The organism is Vibrio inusitatus (genome assembly GCA_024346935.1).
Lineage (GTDB): Bacteria > Pseudomonadota > Gammaproteobacteria > Enterobacterales > Vibrionaceae > Vibrio > Vibrio inusitatus.
The window spans coordinates 330,413-348,855 of sequence record AP024879.1; the positions used below are offsets into that span (position 1 = coordinate 330,413).

The 18,443-nt window shown below is 40.9% G+C and carries 14 protein-coding genes; 6 read left to right on the top strand and 8 right to left on the bottom strand.

Annotated features, from left to right (window positions below; genetic code table 11):
• Positions 1 to 48 precede the first annotated feature (48 nt).
• The 3 genes from OCU48_RS14635 (at position 49) to OCU48_RS14645 (ending at position 3,076) form a co-directional block, all read left to right on the top strand.
• On the top strand, positions 49 to 1,056 hold the full coding sequence (locus OCU48_RS14635; protein ID WP_141345861.1) for a lytic murein transglycosylase: 1,008 nt from the start codon (positions 49 to 51) through the stop codon (positions 1,054 to 1,056).
• Between the two features lie 72 nt (positions 1,057 to 1,128).
• Positions 1,129 to 2,031, top strand: coding sequence for a LysR family transcriptional regulator (locus OCU48_RS14640; RefSeq protein ID WP_141345863.1), 903 nt, complete (start codon positions 1,129 to 1,131; stop codon positions 2,029 to 2,031).
• A 187-nt stretch (positions 2,032 to 2,218) separates the two neighbouring features.
• Positions 2,219 to 3,076, top strand: a complete 858-nt coding sequence (locus tag OCU48_RS14645; protein WP_141345865.1) for a LysR family transcriptional regulator — start codon at positions 2,219 to 2,221, stop codon at positions 3,074 to 3,076.
• A gap of 14 nt (positions 3,077 to 3,090) precedes the next feature.
• On the opposite strand, the gene OCU48_RS14650 is transcribed toward OCU48_RS14645, so the two are convergent.
• From OCU48_RS14650 to OCU48_RS14665, 4 genes are all read right to left on the bottom strand, one after another.
• On the bottom strand, positions 3,091 to 3,543 hold the full coding sequence (locus OCU48_RS14650) for a hypothetical protein (RefSeq protein ID WP_141345868.1): 453 nt from the start codon (positions 3,541 to 3,543) through the stop codon (positions 3,091 to 3,093).
• Between the two features lie 227 nt (positions 3,544 to 3,770).
• Complete coding sequence (locus tag OCU48_RS14655; protein ID WP_141345870.1) at positions 3,771 to 4,298, bottom strand: hypothetical protein; 528 nt, start codon at positions 4,296 to 4,298, stop codon at positions 3,771 to 3,773.
• A 75-nt stretch (positions 4,299 to 4,373) separates the two neighbouring features.
• Complete coding sequence (locus tag OCU48_RS14660) at positions 4,374 to 6,122, bottom strand: alkyl sulfatase dimerization domain-containing protein (RefSeq protein WP_141345872.1); 1,749 nt, start codon at positions 6,120 to 6,122, stop codon at positions 4,374 to 4,376.
• 179 nt (positions 6,123 to 6,301) lie between these two features.
• Positions 6,302 to 7,240 (bottom strand): LysR family transcriptional regulator, encoded by a 939-nt coding sequence (locus tag OCU48_RS14665; RefSeq protein WP_141345874.1) that lies wholly within the window; start codon positions 7,238 to 7,240, stop codon positions 6,302 to 6,304.
• 101 nt (positions 7,241 to 7,341) lie between these two features.
• Here OCU48_RS14665 and OCU48_RS14670 point away from each other — a divergent pair, with 101 nt between their 5' ends.
• Entirely contained in the window at positions 7,342 to 8,403 is a 1,062-nt protein-coding gene (locus OCU48_RS14670; protein WP_141345876.1) for a DUF1254 domain-containing protein, read from the top strand.
• A gap of 103 nt (positions 8,404 to 8,506) precedes the next feature.
• Here the strand turns inward: OCU48_RS14670 and OCU48_RS14675 are convergent, their stop codons facing one another.
• The 3 genes from OCU48_RS14675 to OCU48_RS14685 all read right to left on the bottom strand — a co-directional run bounded on the left by OCU48_RS14675 (position 8,507) and on the right by OCU48_RS14685 (position 15,744).
• Complete coding sequence (locus tag OCU48_RS14675; RefSeq protein WP_141345878.1) at positions 8,507 to 9,874, bottom strand: sensor domain-containing diguanylate cyclase; 1,368 nt, start codon at positions 9,872 to 9,874, stop codon at positions 8,507 to 8,509.
• A gap of 166 nt (positions 9,875 to 10,040) precedes the next feature.
• Positions 10,041 to 12,173 carry a hypothetical protein gene (locus OCU48_RS14680; RefSeq protein WP_141345880.1) on the bottom strand — a complete coding sequence of 711 codons (2,133 nt, stop codon included), beginning with the start codon at positions 12,171 to 12,173 and terminating at the stop codon, positions 10,041 to 10,043.
• Between the two features lie 202 nt (positions 12,174 to 12,375).
• Positions 12,376 to 15,744, bottom strand: a complete 3,369-nt coding sequence (locus OCU48_RS14685) for an ATP-binding protein (protein WP_141345882.1) — start codon at positions 15,742 to 15,744, stop codon at positions 12,376 to 12,378.
• Positions 15,745 to 15,889: 145 nt separating this feature from the next.
• On the opposite strand from OCU48_RS14685, the gene OCU48_RS14690 reads away from it, so the two are divergent.
• Both OCU48_RS14690 and OCU48_RS14695 read left to right on the top strand, forming a co-directional pair.
• A complete protein-coding gene (locus OCU48_RS14690; RefSeq protein ID WP_141345884.1) occupies positions 15,890 to 17,077 on the top strand; it encodes an EAL domain-containing response regulator in 1,188 nt (395 codons plus the stop codon).
• Positions 17,078 to 17,111: 34 nt separating this feature from the next.
• Positions 17,112 to 17,813, top strand: a complete 702-nt coding sequence (locus tag OCU48_RS14695; protein ID WP_141345886.1) for a Crp/Fnr family transcriptional regulator — start codon at positions 17,112 to 17,114, stop codon at positions 17,811 to 17,813.
• A 180-nt stretch (positions 17,814 to 17,993) separates the two neighbouring features.
• On the opposite strand, the gene OCU48_RS14700 is transcribed toward OCU48_RS14695, so the two are convergent.
• Positions 17,994 to 18,395: a hypothetical protein gene (locus tag OCU48_RS14700; RefSeq protein ID WP_141345888.1), complete on the bottom strand. Its 402-nt coding sequence runs from the start codon at positions 18,393 to 18,395 to the stop codon at positions 17,994 to 17,996.
• Positions 18,396 to 18,443 lie beyond the last annotated feature (48 nt).

The following is an 18,443-nucleotide window of genomic DNA, read 5'->3' on the forward strand; positions in this document are numbered from 1 at the left end:
CCTAGATTGATTGGCGCCAGCTCAGGCTGGCGTACAGTGGAGAGCAAAATGAAAAAGACTTTAATTGCAATTGTAATTGCATCAGTAAGCACAATGACTGTTGCTGACACAACCATCGTTACCCAGAGCAACTTTGCTCATGCTGAAACCGTTCATTACTTTAACCTACAACTTGATGAAGTCGACGTAAACGAATGGAAGATGGAACGTGAACCGGTAAATATGCACAACCAGACGATCATTCGTTCAAACATCGATCTACTGTATCAGACAGCGGTTGTTGATGCTAAAGGTGGCGCAACGATTTCAGTACCACAATCAGATGTTTATCAGATTGCACAAATCATAGATGAAAATCACTACATTGTAGATGCGATTTACCCTGGTGAGTCTAAGACAATTACACCTGATATGTTAACAACAGGTCAGCACTTCTATATTCTAAAACGCACAGCTATTGATGCCGGTATCGAAGAGGCGCGTCGTTTACAAGACGAAACCAAGATCGAAGCCACATCAGCAACGCCTTATAAGGGCAAAGCGTACGATGTTGAAAGCTTAAATACGGTTCGTTCTGAGTTAGAAAAACAAGGGCCAGGTACTATCTATGCGCTAGGTTTTGGGCGACCAGATCAGGTTCAAGAACCTCATTTTTCAGTAGCTTCTGCAACAGGGTGGGGTGGTCTCTCTGGTGATCACGCGCAATATTTGTTGGCAAATGGCACGGGTGATATTTCTCAATGTGGTGCAATCACAATGCAAGTGCCACCATTAGACTTTGACAATGGCGGTTATTTTTCTGTTATTCAGTACGATAGCAAAGGCTGGATTGACGTAGAAAAAGCAGGTTATTCTGCATCAGAAATGACACCAAATTCTGATGGTTCCTATACCTTCCATTTAAGTGACGGTTCATGTGCAGACAAACTAAACCACATCGAAGTGGCTGATAATAGTTACTACTGGGGAGTACGTCTGTACAAACCAACAGATGCTGCAGCACTGACTGAATACATCAAAGCATTGCATGCTAAAGGTATCACAGCTGTAAAATAACAGCTAAGTCACTATATAAACAGTTAAAGAGAGCTATAATATTGATTATGCTCTCTTTTTTATGCTAGATGTATGCGCTACCCCAATCATGACCAGTTAAAGCTGTTTCTTGCCCTATACGAACTTCGCAGTACTACTAAGGTGGCCGATAAGCTGTACCTTGGACAGTCGAGTGTCAGTCGCGGATTACAAAAACTACGTCATTTTTTTGATGATCAGCTGTTTATTCGCCGCTCTCATGGGCTTGAACCGACGCCAAAAGCAGAGTATTTAGCCGCTCGATTACCCAATGCGATGGCGGAATTAGAAGACCTATTTCATCACTCATTAAGTTTCTCGCCACATGAACTAGATATTAATATTACCATCGCAGTAAATGCCTTTTTGTTGCCCGTCATTGGTAAACATTTGATGCAAGTTCTCAGTACCTCAGCGCCAAATGTTCGCTTGCAACTTAGAGCTTGGGGTACATCCACGGTTGGTGATTTGATGGCTGAACGGGTAGATATTGGCGTAAATTACTACCCAATGGATATCTCTAAACAATTTGTACAAAGAAAAGTGGGCAAAGACAGCTTTGTGATGCTTATGAATAAGCAACATGAATGGGCGCATGAAGAGATCACCGCAGAACAAGCGGCCAACTACCCATTAGTGCAACTACTTATTAATAACTTCAACTACAACAGCTATACCGATATGGCCATTAGAGCGGTAGGAAAAGAACCACTCAATCGCCTCAAAAGCACAGACTTAATGCTGTTGACTCAATGTCTTCAAGATGACCAAACCCTTATGCTACCGTGCTCTCATCGCTTTGCTGGCAGTGTCGGTGAGCATTTTAAATATTCTGCCATTAAGAATGAGACCCATAACCCTGCCGGTGACATAGCAGCGGTTCACCTCAACCGTTTTTCTTCAAATCCAGTCCATCTATGGTTGATTGACCATATTTCTCAATCTCTTGTCAGCTAAGGTAAAAACATCTATGAAATATTAAATAACCTAAAGTTCAGGTTACTGAGTTAATTTAGGCTATATTTCGTCTGTTTTAAATTTCACGTGTCATCGCAGAGACATTAATGTATTTCGTATTTTTCTAGGTAGTAAAGTATATTCGAGCTATGTTATTTGAATTACTCGTATTTTTATCTGGTTGGTTATGGATTTAAAGCTCATTCATGTGTTTTTAACGGTACACAAGTATCAATCTTTTACTGGGGCTGCAGAGGCGTTAGGGGTGAGTCAGTCTGCAGTAAGTCAGGCGATTAAAAGGCTAGAAGTGTCTTTGCAAAAGAAACTATTTATTAAGTCAGGTCGCACGATGATCTGTACTCGTACTGCAGATCAATTAGCCATTGAATGCGGTAGGGGAATGGACATCATTCAGAATGCTATTTCAACTACTCATCATTTTATTGTCTACTGCCCAGAAGACCTTATTCAAATCACGAGAGAAATGCCCCACACCACATTTAAATTACCACCGACCTTACAAGAAACGCTACTCAGTGATTTACGATTGCAAAAAGTGGACTTAGCGATTGATTTTATTAGTGATTGTGATAATTCATTTATCAGTGAACGCGTCTGCACAGAACAGTTTAAGGTTATTTGTCGACACGATCATCCTAGGCTCTCCGGCAACACCATCACTAAAGAAGAGTTTTCTTCTGAATCCCACATTGGATATAAACGAAAATTTAAAGGTATGTCGATTTTTCAATCTCAGATCGATAGGAACGAGATGACTGATCTCGAGAGGAATGTCGTCATGGAGGTGTCTTCATCGCACTCTATCTGCATGATTGCGGCTCAAACGGATTATGTAGGAGTGGTGCGAGAGTCAGTGACAAAACGCTGGGCTGATAAGCTGGGGCTGAGCGTAATGGATTTCCCCAAAGGGTCTGAAGTGGAGTTTCCGTTGAATCTTATCTACCACAATAGGTTTAAGAATCACAGCGATCACGCCGAGATGCGCGAGGCCGTCAAAGCCCAATTGATTGAAATATGTTCGTAACGCCGCTTGCTTCGTTATCGAGAGAACATGAGTCGAGCGTCCATCGCCTGGTCAAAGCTAATAGTTCCAGAGACAATATTTGATAATGTAATTTGAGTGAGAACTAGATATGGAAAGTCGCCTCTAGGTTCAGTTTCAAAAGACATCTTGGCAGGGTTAGAGGCTTGGTAATGTGACCACATTCTGACGTCTGCTAGGTAGATGTATGTATCCTCAATGCCTCTGTCTGCTAAATCTTTAGACAGTAGCTTTAACCACCAAGTCGCACGCTGGAAACCTGCTTGGCCTTCGAGTTTTGAGACGGACGTTAACTGTTGATTATTCTCATGTTCTAAAGAACGCAAAATAGTCCAATCCGCACCTTGCGGTATATACATATCATCGGCTGATAATGTCGCGTGAAACACGCAGGCAAAGGTTGGTTGGGATAAAAGCAGTAACAATATAACGAAAGTGCGTCTAAACATAATGGTCTCAATACTCGAGCTAATGAGCGCATGGGAATTTTGCGCTCAGTATTTATACCAATCGTACTAAATACCTTGTCATCCTAGCTTGTTAAATTGCTCTATGACTGCGTTAGAATTTTTGATTGTAGAATAACTACTTATCAATAAATTCTGCCTTGTCCTCGAGGATTTTTCCTGCGCTATTTCTGATTACTTACTTAGTGTGATTGGTATTAATAGATACTTTAAAGAACTTTGTGCGTGAATCGGCAGGTGTCATCACCATCACTCAGTAGTGAACCAATTTCTACGATGTAAGTATCGTTCATCGCTTTGCCTGTTCCCATCTCCATTGCATTGACAACATGACGACAAAAATCGGGGCAACCTGCTCCTTTACTCACTTTATTCAATTCGTCGCAAACAACACATTCGGTTTCTACGCGAACCGGGTTACCTTCATTATCTTGTTCCCAGTGACCGACAACACCAAAAATTGGGTCTTCATAATCGTGGTATGTACCGATAGATGCGGCGCTGTTCACGTCAATATTCATTTTCTTAGCGATATGCTGAGCTCTAACTTGTCCATATTGGTAAAACGCTGGAATCCAGAATTTTTCAAATGACTTCACGCCATCTTTTTTATAGCCGTTGTAGGCTAGTCGGACAATGACCTTGTTACCTTGCTTTATCAAAGGCAGTAAAAATGGGGCTTTTTCGGACAGTTTGACGGTTTGGTGCATCAGGTGTGAGAACAGTTTAGCTCGCATAGCAATCTCTCTTATCGTTCAAATAGAAGAGGGCAGATAGACTGCCCTCGTTTTACAAGCGTTTTGCCAATGAACTTACTTCAAGTGTGTGAAGCTACGAGGGTACATAGTCACTTGTTCAAACTCGTCGAAGTTATTTAATAGCTCAAGTGCTTTACCTGATGCAATATCAGATGCTGCAATAGTGCCATCGTAGTATTGACCAAACTTCTCACCAGAAACCGTGATGACTTCTGCGTCGTCAGCAATCGTTGTAGAGAATTCCGCCACGCGGTTACGGATTTCTAGCTGCATTTCTTTTCCATCTACGATGAAGCCCAATTTGCCTTCAAAGTTGGCTGCTTTGGCAGGGTTTAGTCGTGTACGTAAGTAGTTGACTGCAGTTTCAGGATCACTTGCTACCCAATTTGCAGAAGGTGAAGCCATTAAGCTCACGTCTGAATCGTTAGATTCTAGAGATTTAGCACCCGCTAAGTAGAAGTTTCGAGCGATAAGACCTTCAGACTCTTGACCTAGCTTACGCAATGAATCTGCATGAGCTTGTCTTGCTGCATTATTGTTTGGTGAGTTGTAGTAAAGCATCGATGACAACTCTTTAGCCCAAAGGGTATCGCCTTCATCCATCGCTTTCTGCCAAGCTTCAAATACTTTTTCTACACCACCTGATAGCTTAATCATACGCTGTGCTTTTTCTACTTTTTCCATAGAATGCAAATCGTCTGGGTGACCAGAGAAGTTGCCATGATTTCGTACAGGGAAAGCGGCAAAAAACGTATCAAACTGACCGTACATATTGTTCACGTAAGCATGGTCGTTGAACGAAGTAGGCATCTCAATATGATGATGGATCTGATCTGGTGCAACACCTAGGTTAGTCAAACGGATTGATTGATCGTACACGTAGCTTTGAGAATCAAGAACCGCATTAATAGTTTGCTGGATGTTCTCTTTACCCACTAGGGATTTCGCGCCGCCACCTACTGTTAGAACAACTTCTGGTTCTAATTCTCTAATGTCACGTAGGCCACCCATCCACGTATGAGGTGCGCGGTAAGCATCACCACGAAGTGTATACATATTGTGGAAAGGCCATACTACGTTATCGACAACCAATTCGTACTCTGGAATCCAAAAAGTCAGCGTATCTTTAGTATCTGTATCGTGTACAAATGCTTGGATCTCTATGCCATCAATTGTTACTGATTCACCATGAGCAATAGTTTGAGTTGGCTCTAGATATGCGCTTTCTGCACCAAATTTAATGTTGCTTGGGATGATAGATGCATCTTTACCAGATTTTTCCGAGTGGTTTCCGTAATGAATAGCAGCACGTGCTAACAGGTGCGGAGCCATTTCAGGAATGTCAGTGTTCGATTGGCTGTCGCCTGTACGCGCACTTACGATATCGTGTAGGTCTGGATGAGCATAGATCTCTGCATTGTCACCATCAAGAAGAGTTTTAGCACCCTTAGTGTAGTGGTTGTGATCGTAAAATAGGGCAATGATCGGCTTGTTACTGATGTTTTCACGAATGTACTTACGGTACTCAGCACCTTCGTCTGCATCATCACCAGTACTGAAAATAATTAGACCTCTTTCTAGTTCAATGACTACCGGCGCATAAGGAGCGCCAGTTAGCATGTGAACATTGTTCAACGGGCTCTCATGTTCAAGACCGTATCCCATACGAAGGACAGGTTGAACTTTCATAACAGACGCAACGTTACCTACTTGGCCTGTAGGCAGTTCGGCTACTTGTGCAGATACAGAGAAAGAGCCAACTGAAACAACCGCTATCGATAGCGACAAAAGAGATTTCTTCATTTTTAAGCCTTTTAATTGAATCGTAATTGATTGACTAGAAGATTAATCATTATTGACGCTTATAGCAATTAGGTGGAATTATCATTATTATAATCTGTACTAATGCATTAGTGTGATCTACATTTTACAAAGCAAACCTCTTGCTATTTGACGCCTGTTTCAGTTACTTACTACGAATATTAGCTACGTGTTTCGTTGTCTAGTTCGAACATCACTTGGTTTATTTCATTCATTAACCATTGGGTGATGGGCTTTCTTGTGTTGACGTAGGATGAATAAGAGGCGAGTTTAAAAGAGGGGAGGTCCACCTCACTTGAGAATTCCACCAAGGTTAAATGCTCACTAAGTTCATTTTTTATTAAAGAACAAACGGGCAGGCCACAATCTTCAGTTTCAACCATGGCTAGGCAACTGGTAAGATCATCACTACGAGCTAAAACTTGAATAGAAATGCCTTTTTTGGCCATATACTGTTCGGCAATACTCACGGCATTGGCGTAACTTGGCATGACCAATAGGATAAATGGGGTGTTGGCTATGGTGTTATGGTTCACGCCCTGTTGATCAAAGGTACTTTGTTTTCGTGTGCAAATTTGATAATGGGCATCACAAATAGGTGTCGCTTTAATGTGGGTTGATAGATCCAAGGGAAAAAAATTAATGCCGATATCTACTAGACCATTGAGCAGTTTACTTTCGGTGTCCCAAGACCAACCAATGAATTGAAATCTAGCATTAGGGGCAAGCGCTCGTAATCTGGGATACAGAGAGCGAGACAGTGCCGTTAGCAGCATTGGATTAACCGCAATCTTGAATTCGCGGCTAAAGGTCTCAGGAGCGAATTGCTGACTAGGGCTGAGTAAAGCATCCAGAGAATCAAACACTTCATCCAACTGGCCTAATATATCTAAACAGTAGGGGGTTGGGGTTAGTCCATGCCGTTCTCGAATGAATAAATCATCTTCAAATACTACTCGAAGTTTTTTGAGTGATTTACTGATGGCAGATTGACTAACAAACAATCGTTGGGCTGTCTTTGAGGTGTTCTGATCTTCACCTAAAGCTCTTAATACCTTTAAAAGGTTAAGATCTATTTGAGCCCAATTAATCGCCTGCATAAAAGTCCTTTCAGGAATATCTAATAGTAAGAGATGTCATTTCAGAATAATAGCACAGTTAAGTAATCTGGTTCGCAACCCAACCATTACAGGTATTTAAAATGCGAAAGACCATTATTTCTACTCTAGTTGCGCTAACCTCATCAGCAGCAATTGCTATTCCTTTCGATAGTATCGAACCGATTGATTCATCTAACTGGGATGTAAATCCTGCCAACTTTGGAATGACTGCTGAGCAGTTTCTAGAAGCAGAGTCGCTTCATTTCATGGCAAACATGGTTAAGCGTGAAGGGATTAATGGCATTTTTCACTTCACTACTTTGGCGAAAGCCGAAGATCGTTGGGTTGTGTCTCCAAACAATGACGTGGTCTATTCAATGGCGGTGGTTGATGCAAGTGAAGGTTTTACCTTATCAATGCCAGATACGGGTGACCGTTACATCACAGCGCAAATCGTATCTCAAGAGCACATGTCTACTCAGTTACTAGGTGGTGGTGAGTACACTTTTGACGGTTCAGAGTTTAAAGGATCTCACGTAGCGATTGGTTTCCGTGTTGGTACCGATGGTAGTGCAGAAGATGTAGAACACATCGTTAAAAGCATTCAACCGAAGATGTCTATCAAATCTAATTCAGCGAAGCCAGTACCAAGCTACGACGTTGAAACCTTGCTTGTAGTTCGCGGTGAATTAATGAAAGGTTACAACGTACTACCAGACACATTTGGCCAAATGACGGATGATGTTCGTAATGTTCAAGACTGGCAAAAGTTTACATATTCAACGGCGGGTGCGTGGGGTCTATCTGCTGATGAGTATGCGATGTATGCGCCTTACAACCCAGGAGTTAGCAAAGACGTATGTCATGTTGCAACGTATCCACAACCAGAGGTAGAGCATTTTTGGTCAATCACGCTGTACAACAACGAAAAGTATCTAATGAGCAATGAGTACAACGTTATCAATACGGGTAATGTTAACCTGAATCAAGACGGCACATTCACCGTTCATTTTGGTTCTAAAGAAGCCTGTGCAGGGGTTAAAGATATAAAGAACTTTGCTTTAATTACAGAAGATAATTGGGGCTTTTTAATGCGTGCCTATGGTGCTAATGTTGAACAATTCAAGAGTTATCAAATGCCAAAAGTGGCTGCTGCAAAATAAGCTGCGAGCATTTATTTAGAATACATCTACTCAGATGTAAGATAGACACTGTAAAGAACTAACGCCTACAGGCTAGGCGTTAGTGAGTAAACCCTTTCGAATACTAGCTTTTTTTATGCTGATACATTTTATTGTCAGCAGAGGTGATAGCACTATCAAAATCTTCGATAGTAGTGAATGTTTCACAGCCTAAGCTGATACTAACGTTGCCGATAACCTTATTCATCTTTTGTTCTCCAATGCTTTCGAGTTCTGCCATTATCTTATTCGCTTTAGTTTTGGTGCACTCTACTAAAATGATTAGAAATTCATCCCCGCCCATTCGAATACAAATATCCGTTGATCGTATTTTACTTTTGAGAAACTTTGCTACGTAAGTGATGACGGCATCACCAGCTTCATGGCCGAAGTTATCGTTCACATATTTAAGCTTATTTACATCAACATAGATAAGGCTGCCGCCTTTATTCAACCGAGTTCTGATATCCTCTCGTTTGAGAAGTTTTCTATCAGATAATCCAGTCAAACTATCTTGGTACATAATTCTCTTTGTCTGTTCAAACTCTTGCTTGTCACTTCTCAAAGTAAAGTAGAAATTGACCACAGAGATGCTAGCAATAAAAGATATAATGAATATCCAAAACGATTCAATCAAGTATTCAATAAAGCTATAGTGAAATAAAATAAGCTTTTGTTCAGAAATAATAATTGGATGGACATAAGAAAATATAAAATCCTGATGTTCTTTATTTATCACATCAAGTATTCGGTAGTCATTGTTATTATTATTTATCTTGATGTACTCGCTAAACCATTGCGCATAAATATCAAGATTAAAGTCAAAAGCATGTTGTCCAGTTTTATCAAATATTGGGTAAGACATAGTGATGACATGCTTGTCAGTTAAAAGATCGCGGTAAAAATCACTCACAATTACATTAATCTCGTCATTATTATTTCGTTGACGATTATCAGAGCAGTATGAATAAAACTGACAGCGAACTGCAAAAGGCTCATCTCGCTTACCTAAGCCTTCAATATTTCTCATCGTAATGACGAGGTCTTCTTCATCCAAAAATAGATAGTACATCTTGTCTTGGTTTAATGCGCCCATCTTGCCACGGATAAAAGGCAAAAGGTGGGCTGCAAAATCTGAATCCCTAAGCTGAGTGATGGCAGGGTTAACGTTGAGATCTTCAGGTACTGATAAGCTTACTATACCGTCATGGCTAATATGGTTTGCGATGCCGATAAAGTCATCCCCATGTTCTAGGAATATCCGTTGAACTTCTTTTCCATGGAATTCCATGAACTCTGCTTGGTTAGTAATTTCGTTTAGATTTCTTAAAGTGCCATCAAGGCGATAAGAGATAAGAGGCTTGCTGAATATAATTAGGCAGCTAATGAATATTATTGTAGAGATGAAGGTGGAGATGATGAGTGTTTTTGTTAGGTTCTTTTCTTTTTGCATCCAGTATTATTTCCTAAGTGCAATAATCTTCGCTATTGATGGTCAAAGTAGAATATAAACATAGGAATAAACCATGATTATCATGGTTTATTCCTAGTATTTTAATTTGGAAAGGCACTATTTATTTTGCATTTGATGTAAAAAGGCCTCTTTCGAGGCCTTAAGTTTAGTTAGCTTGGCAAATAACCAAGTTTTTATTTGTTGATCCAGCACCGGCACCGTTGGTTACTGCAAACAGCTTTGCTCTGGAGTCGCTTGGGCCGTTAACAGCAGCAGTCACATTTACATGGAGCACATAACCGTCTTGAGGAGTTCCTGTTCTTGTCTGAGTCCAAGCAAAACCATTTGGCCACTCGTTCAAACCGTCAAGAACATCAAAGTCATTACGTGTGAATGGGATTTTCCATCCATTAGTAGAACCGTTGAATTCAATCGTCTCTAAATACGCACACCATGCAGAGGTAGCGGAACCGTTTTTATCATTTTCACCAGTGTTATAACGTACCTGAATCCCAGGGAAATTAGCACCTGCCGCGTTGCCTTCGCCTATTACTTTGGCTTTCGTTGCCAAGTTTGTATTTGGACTCGAAGTAAACTCGCTATCCGCAGTATCTTCTACCTGAACACAAAACTCTGATGTTGCATCATCTGAAGGTAAACAAACGCTTAGAGGTTGAGCATCTAACGGGAGCTCAGCTGTGAATTCTTCCATTTCCATAGAAACAGTAATGTTAGTTGGATAATCGTTATTTAAAGATTCAATCGTATTACCGTTAAGCTTCCAATCATCATTGAAGTTATCAGTCAGAGTCCAAGTTGCACCAGCTGTCACATCAACTTCTTCACTATCATCGCCGATATAATATGCGTGTAGAGTCACTGGAATCATTGGCAGTAAGACATTATTGTCATCTTTACCAAATTCAGTGCGAATTAGAATTTCTACATCTACTGGTAAACCAACTGTTACATTATGCTCTGCTTCCATTCCATTGAGTCCAGCTGTAATAGTTGCCGTTTGACCTGCGGCATCTGAAGTTACTTTACCTTGCTCAACTTGTACGTTCTCGTTAGATGACGCCCAAGTTGCCTGACCTGTAACACGAATATCGCTAGAAATGTTAGCCTTGGCTACTGGTATAACAGACTCAAGTGATAGTTCACCAACAAAGCTATCAGGACATTCAGTTAAGTCGCCTTTAACACTTTGTGTGTCATTACACTTAAGTTCAAGTGGTCTAAAGTGCTCCTGACCTAAGGTAGTCAGTTCAAGGCTAGCTTGTGCTGATTCCGGAGCTTCAGCAGGCTCAAAAGTTGCATTAACTTTACAGTCATACATATCATTTGATGCTTCATCTGCAGTGATGAAGTAGTTATCACCTTCGGCAATAACTTCACAATTACCTTCGGTGCTCCACTTAACTAGGCCTGAGATATTTGTTTCAGGTACTACAACGCCACTTTGATCAGAAACAGTTAAGTTCGCTCTAAGATGAGTTTGGATGTTGTCATGCACTATTAATACATCTTCGCCTTCTTCAGGCTTTTCTGGATTAAGCCCTGCCCAGATAGCAAGGTTCAGATCCACATCACCATTTAGTTCAATAACTTCAACATTCAACACCTCAGCGCTGTCGTAAAGATTTGTCGTTTGGCTGTCAAAGTGTGCATTGATTTCAATATTACCAGCTTCAAATGCTGTCAATGTACCGTTATCAACTACCGCAACATTTGCGTCACTAGATTCCCAATCAACGAATTGTGTGACATCTAGATCAGTTTGAGCTTGGGAATTTGGAAACGAAAAATTAGCTGTTAATTTAGCTGGGATACCTTTGGCAACAACCTGGTTACCGCCGATATAAAAACTATCGTGTTCCCAGTCTACTGCTTGAACGTCGTTGCGAGCACTTTCACCTTCGTAGATTGCACTGACTCTAACGTTGTTCAACACTGATTCTTTAGCCCAAACAGCACCCGCTAGTGTCGAGTCTAGTTCTAAAGCATCATCAGTTGTCCATTCTGCTTTATCTGTAACGTCAGCTTCACTTGTGTCGCTGTAATGTGCGATTGCTTGGAATTGAGTTGGATAACCTACAGGCAAATAAATTCGATTATGACCTGCCGAGATTCCGTGCGGCGCATTTAGTTCAACTTTCTCTAGCCTAACTATATCTTTATCACCACCGCCGATATCACCGCCGTCACCACCACTGCTATCATTGCCACCGCTAGAAGAGTCTTTACAGCCCGCTAATACAGAAACCGCTAGCAAGCCTAAATAGAATTTTTTATTCATTACAAAACCTTATATGTAGAGCGCTTTTGCGCTGTGTCACTTAACTCTGCTTCTAGCCCGTAACTTAACGGCACTTCACTTCCTTTTCGAAGTTAAGTCTGTGGCTCAAGCAAGTCCGTACATACTACTGGTCTTGTTATTCAATGAATGTTCTCTAGATAACACTTGGGGTGCATTTGTTGTCCTAGATCACGTTTTGTAGCTAGTGTGACTCCTTAATAATGGTCTGTTTCAACTCAATAATCAGTGCTTGAGTGGCTGAAATGAGCACATTGACCTGCTCCGAAAGCACCTCGTTCTCAAGTTTGTGGCTTTCTGATTCAATATGCTGGGCTTTTTCAACTAGCTTATCGCAACCTAGATACAATAAAGCGCCCTTGAGCTTATGTGCATAGTCTTTAACATCAGAGCGTTTTCCTTCTTCAAGCGCACGAAGGATATGACGTTCCTGTTCAGGCCATGCATCGACAAAATCTTGTATTGCCTCCATCACTAACTCGTGGTCGTTATCATTAATTAATAACATATGCTCAATAGAGAAGCCGTCATTGTTGGCCGTTAATGATGGTTGAACTTTGTCGTCATCATTAAGACTACTTAACCAGTTTGAGCCTGTTGCCCACCCCTGTGCGGTAGTGTCTTCATTGATAGAAGCGGCAGTTAATTCCTCGTTTTCCTGTTTTTCACTAAGAGGCTCAAGTCCCAACTTTACAATGGCTTTTACTAATAGTTCTTGAAGAGAAAGCAGTGAATAAGGCTTAAATAGGTAATTATTAAAGCCTGCAGATTCGAACTTTTGCACGGTTCCTTGCATCACATCTGCTGTTAGTATGGCCATATATACGTCATTATCTGGTCGTTGTGAGCGAATTTCTTCACCCATCGCGATTCCATCCATAATCGGCATGTGATAATCCGTTAAGATTAGGTTGTAATTTCCCTCTTGGAACAGCTGTAAGCCCTCTAAACCATTAGATGCGACATCACATTCCAAACCTAAACGCTTTAGCTGGCCCCTCATTACAATCTGGTTGGTGGTGTTGTCTTCGACTAATAGAATCCGTAAGCCAGCGTGTGATAAGTTCGCATTTCTAGATGGTCGACTCGATCTATCGATAGGTTGAGCTTCAATATGATCTTGCTCCTCTAGCACTGTTGGAATAGTGAGGGTGAAAGTGCTTCCTCTACCTTCTTCGCTTGAAACAGTTATGGTTCCCTGCATCGCATTGACGATTTCTCGGCAAATACTAAGGCCCAGCCCAGAACCGCCATATTGACGGCTTATGTCTTCGTTAGCTTGAACAAATGGAGAGAATAACCGCTCTAATTGTGGTTTAGACATCCCTATGCCGCTGTCGCTGACATTGATTTCTAAATGAGATTCAGTTGTGTCTGATCCTTGGTGTACCATCGCTTTTATTGAAACAGTACCTTTGTCTGTAAATTTAGTAGCGTTGGATACAAGATTGTTGAGAACTTGCAGCAAACGGATCTGATCGACTAAACATCGGTATTTAATGACAGTAGGGGATAGGTCTAGCAAAATTTGAACCCCTTTTTCTCTGGCATTAAACTCAAAGTTATTAACTACTTGCTGAAACAGTCGCGGTAAATGTATTGAAGATTTGGATAAGCGAAATTGTCCGGCCTCCATTTTGGAAAAATCTAACACGTCATTGAGCAGGGACATTAAGTTATGAGCTGAGTCATTAAGCACATTAAGTTGCTTGTTTTGATCATTATTTAACATAGTGTGGCCCAAGGATTCCGCCATCCCCAGAACACCATTCATAGGAGTTCTAATCTCGTGGCTCATCTTGGCTAAGAATTCACTTTTTGCCTTAGCAGAATGTTCTGCCGAGAGCTGGGCTTGCTCTGCTGCATTTAATGCAACTTTCAATTTGCTTTGTATCGCATTGAGTTTTTTCACCTGAACTCGGTGGTAAACAAATAGAAAACAAAGAGACAACGCGATGACAACTAGGAAGAAAATAATTCTTTGCAATGCGACTTGGTCTATTTGCTTCACTGGCGGTTTGATAGCCAGTTGCCATTTTGAAGCTAACTCAATTTTCATGTCGTCATCAAACTCTTGGAGAGCTTTATCCAGAATTGCTACTAATTCTGGCTCATACTTTGCCACTGCAATTCTTGTCGGTTGTTCAAAGACCGCATCCCCTAAGAAGACTTGATGAAGGTTATAATAACCCTTACTACCAATAATAAAACTCGCACTAAGTTGGTTTCCTACAAAAGCGTATGCCGATCCAGAAGCCACTGCATCCAATGCATGCTCAGTAGTATCAAAGTAGAAAATAGCGTTGTTGGGCAGGCGCTCGACGATAAATTTATTAATGTAAGCCCCCGCGACTAGCGCAATAACCTTACCTTCTAAATCTCGCAACTCAGAATCGTGTCCTCGAGATACTAGGGCTGGGTAGTTATCTGTTAAAGGTGCAGTAAAATCTAATACTTGTGCTCTCTGTGCGTTTTTATAGATTCCAGGCATGAGTAGCACCTCATCGCGCTCAACCGCACTCAAGGCTTCAGAATATGAGTTGTAAGCCATCGGAGCCAATACTATCCCCGACAATGCGGATACTTCTTGCATCAAATCATTGTAATAGCCATCGATAAACATCTCTGTGCCAACGAAGTAAGGCTTCTCTCCTGAAGAGACATATCCGTATTTTATTGACGGCGTTTTTGCTAAATACAGTTCGTCCTCGTCAGAAAAACGATTGGAATAAGAACCAACCAATAGCCGAATTGACGACAGCCCTGACTCATATTTGGACTTCCAGTTGGCTTGAGTTTGACCACTCCCCCCTGTGCGCACATACCGGTTTAATTTTAGCAATAAGTCGCTGCGACTTGGGTGCACTAATGCATTGAACTGAAGGGGAGGGACAGATTGTGTCGAGTGTTTGAAGTCTTGAAGCATCCCTTCATTCTTTAATGCCTCTTCGAGCTCCCACCAGCGCACAGTATAAATATGACTTAAGTTTTCGGCATACTCAGCAACAAATTTTTGGTCTGAACTATGGATTAGTAAGGGAAACGCTTTGTTTAAGTTTCGAGGAAAGAAAGTGCTTACAATATGCAGAGCGCCTGTGTCGAACACATTGTCAGGGGATGGCACAATACGTTCATAGAGTCGAGCTTGGAAATCAAACAATGCTAGCGAGGAAAGCATTTCTGTTTGTTCTTCTACCTCAGGTCCTGCTGTGCCAATTATCTGAATCTCTCCAGCATTGAGCATTTTCTTTAATTCTTTATATGGCTTTATTACTAGCTTGATTTCTAGGTTGTTTTCATCCGCCCAGTTTTGCCAAATGTCAGTAACAAAATCCTCTAAGAGTTGCATACTGAACCCTGCGTTACCGTTAGACTCAACACTATGAGGATGCGCTTCAATCAAGTCTTCCGGAAAGCCGATCAAAACCGGCGTTGCAGGGAGAGGACCTTCATTAAGATCGGGATATTCACTATAGTTATCATTTGCAGCTAAACAAAAACTTGCCATGAATATTGCAACTAAACCAAGAGCGAGTGGTTTAAAAAATGTCATTGAATACCTTATATCTTTACATAAATCTGATTATAGACGTGCTATGGTGTTAAGTGGCCTAAGATTGGACTTTGGGTTTGTTTTAGTCTTTAATTTCATAGTGTTAATTCAATTATACTTCTAGTTTTAATTTAAAAGAGCTTTTATGGCCACGTCATTTAGTACTATTTTGATAATCGAAGATGATCAGTTTCAAAGACGTATGTTACATCGCTCTTTAGAAACGCTAACTGACGCTAAGATCCTGCTCGCTGAAGACGGTGAGCAAGGTTTAGCGTTAGCCACTGCATCTGAGCCCGAGTTGATCCTTTGCGATTTAAAAATGCCAAATATGGACGGGGTAACGTTTGCTCAAAAGCTGATCGAATTAAAGTTCGACCCTAAGCTCGTATTTGTGAGTAGCACCGGTGTCGATATCTTGGATTCAGTAGTTACCATGGCTAAAAATCAAGGAATTCGTGATTGCGTAAAATTGATTAAACCTATATCTCGAAAAGATATAGCACAGTTGCTAGATGGATTTAATAATCATCAAACGGTTTTAAAATCTACTGACAATCTAGATTATCAATTTAGTCGTCAAGATTTACAGCAAGCTTTGCTTAGCGATGAAATTCAAGCTTTTTACCAACCTCATGTTGACGCTTTAACTGGAAAAATAATCGGTGCTGAAGCCCTGTGTCGTTGGATCCACCCAGTTCATGGCACTCTTTCTCCTGCTGTTTTTTTACCGCAAATCAAAGAGTGGGGACTTAATTATTTACTGTGTTCTTCCATGTTAAAACAAGGCATTAAAACCCTTGCTAACTGGCATGCCACTGGTTTAAATCTAAGTTTATCGGTTAACGTTGCTCCTAGCGATATGATGCAAGCTGATTTTGCAGATCGCGTATTAGGCTTGCTTGACGAACACAATATTGAAGGCCATTGGTTAACACTTGAAATTACTGAGACAGAAGTGGCTTCAAACTTAAATATGTTAATTGCGCATACCGCTCGACTTCGAATTCAAGATGTTCACATTTCTATCGACGATTTTGGTGTAGGTTACTCTTCTTTGGCACATTTGTTGGCAAATCCTTTCAACGAGCTGAAAATAGACCGTTACTTCATTGATCGATTGTTGACTAGCAAACGCCATCATAGTTGTGTGGCTTTTATCATTCAGCTCAGCAAAACGTTGAAATTGCGCGTCGTCGCTGAAGGTGTTGAAACAAAAGAACAAGCCATCGAACTTAAGACGCTTGGTTGTGATGTCTTCCAAGGCTTTTTGTTTTCTAAACCGTTGCAGAAAACTGAGTTTGAAGCGTTAGCTCGCTCAATGGCTCAGTAATTCGCTGTACATAGTTAAATATTGGAGATGAACTATGAACAGTAAAATAGCTTGGCCATGTGAGTTACCAGATTCGTTAACCCAAGCTCTTATTGCATCTTCTATTCCACTGCAGGGCTCCGATTCTCTCCTGCAATTTGCCCATCAAGTTTTATCAGGGTCAACTGAGTCGATTAACAAAGGCATCGCTTATATCTCTCAAGGTGCGTTATCTATTAGCTTTGACAGTAACCATACACAGTGTTCCTGCGCCATAATCATTGGCAAGAATACTTGGATTGATACCGAAATATTGTCCGTTTCTCTACAAATGGGGGCCATCATCGAAGAGATAGAACCCATTGAATGGCTTTGGTTTACTGAGAGCAATATTTTAAGGCTATGCTCACATGAGCCGCTTTGCTACAAATTGCTTCACTTCTATAAATTGGCCTTTCGCAAGTATTGGCTGCGCTCGCAACAAATATCTCAGCATTCAAAGTTTATTCGCGTTGCGTATATTTTATTAGAGCTGTCAGAGACCATCACTGTTAAACAAGGCGCAGTACCTTTGATTGTATTGTCGCAAGATCAACTAGCATTGATGACCGGTTTATCACGCCCGCGTGTCAATGAGGTTCTTAATGAGTTTAGAGATGAAGGTGTTATTACTTTATCTCGTGGGCGAGTCTACATAGACAACAAACAACAATTAATCGAAAAGATGCCGGATGGGATTACTTTTTATCAGCTTTAGCTTTCTGACCGATTATAGAACTAAAAGTTAACAAGCATATAGCGGTATAAACTCAACAATAGACTGATCAATACGCATTTGAAAGTTCGATTACACCTGTCTCTTTTATCTACTTTCCCACGCCAATAGCACATTAATAAATAAAAAAACCGGCATAAAATGCCGGTTTTCTGCTAGGAATTAAAATCGATAAGATACACCAAAGCCAGCGCCTAATTTAAATTTGGCTTTACGATGAAACTGAAGTTCTGGATTAACATGGCCATACAGGTTCCAGTTTGATGCGAAGCTCCAGTCAAGTCCTACAGGTACTCTCATACCAAAGTCATCATCCCACTCAACATAACCACCAACACCGACAAAATAAGACAAAGGGGCGCTACTAGAAAGGTTGCCACGCAAGAAATGATAGTCTAGTGCCATACCATGGTTACCAGCAAAAACGTTGATAGTATCATCAAATTTTAGGTTCATACCTAAACCTTGGTCTACTCCCATTCCCAACTTTACGGAAGCATTTGCAGAAGCTGTTAGGCCAAAAAGGATAGCGGTTGCAAGCGAAAAAGATAACTTTTTATTCATTTCAAAACCTTACTATTTCACACACCTTAGTGTGATTAATAAAATAAT

Coding starts and splice junctions, on each gene's coding strand:
- OCU48_RS14645 (WP_141345865.1), top strand. CDS start 2,219: ATGGATTTAAAGCTCATTCATGTGTTTTTAACGGTACACAAGTATCAA.
- OCU48_RS14665 (WP_141345874.1), bottom strand. CDS start 7,240: ATGCAGGCGATTAATTGGGCTCAAATAGATCTTAACCTTTTAAAGGTA.
- OCU48_RS14700 (WP_141345888.1), bottom strand. CDS start 18,395: ATGAATAAAAAGTTATCTTTTTCGCTTGCAACCGCTATCCTTTTTGGC.
- OCU48_RS14640 (WP_141345863.1), top strand. CDS start 1,129: ATGCGCTACCCCAATCATGACCAGTTAAAGCTGTTTCTTGCCCTATAC.
- OCU48_RS14690 (WP_141345884.1), top strand. CDS start 15,890: ATGGCCACGTCATTTAGTACTATTTTGATAATCGAAGATGATCAGTTT.
- OCU48_RS14660 (WP_141345872.1), bottom strand. CDS start 6,122: ATGAAGAAATCTCTTTTGTCGCTATCGATAGCGGTTGTTTCAGTTGGC.
- OCU48_RS14670 (WP_141345876.1), top strand. CDS start 7,342: ATGCGAAAGACCATTATTTCTACTCTAGTTGCGCTAACCTCATCAGCA.
- OCU48_RS14695 (WP_141345886.1), top strand. CDS start 17,112: ATGAACAGTAAAATAGCTTGGCCATGTGAGTTACCAGATTCGTTAACC.
- OCU48_RS14675 (WP_141345878.1), bottom strand. CDS start 9,874: ATGCAAAAAGAAAAGAACCTAACAAAAACACTCATCATCTCCACCTTC.
- OCU48_RS14685 (WP_141345882.1), bottom strand. CDS start 15,744: ATGACATTTTTTAAACCACTCGCTCTTGGTTTAGTTGCAATATTCATG.
- OCU48_RS14650 (WP_141345868.1), bottom strand. CDS start 3,543: ATGTTTAGACGCACTTTCGTTATATTGTTACTGCTTTTATCCCAACCA.
- OCU48_RS14655 (WP_141345870.1), bottom strand. CDS start 4,298: ATGCGAGCTAAACTGTTCTCACACCTGATGCACCAAACCGTCAAACTG.
- OCU48_RS14680 (WP_141345880.1), bottom strand. CDS start 12,173: ATGAATAAAAAATTCTATTTAGGCTTGCTAGCGGTTTCTGTATTAGCG.
- OCU48_RS14635 (WP_141345861.1), top strand. CDS start 49: ATGAAAAAGACTTTAATTGCAATTGTAATTGCATCAGTAAGCACAATG.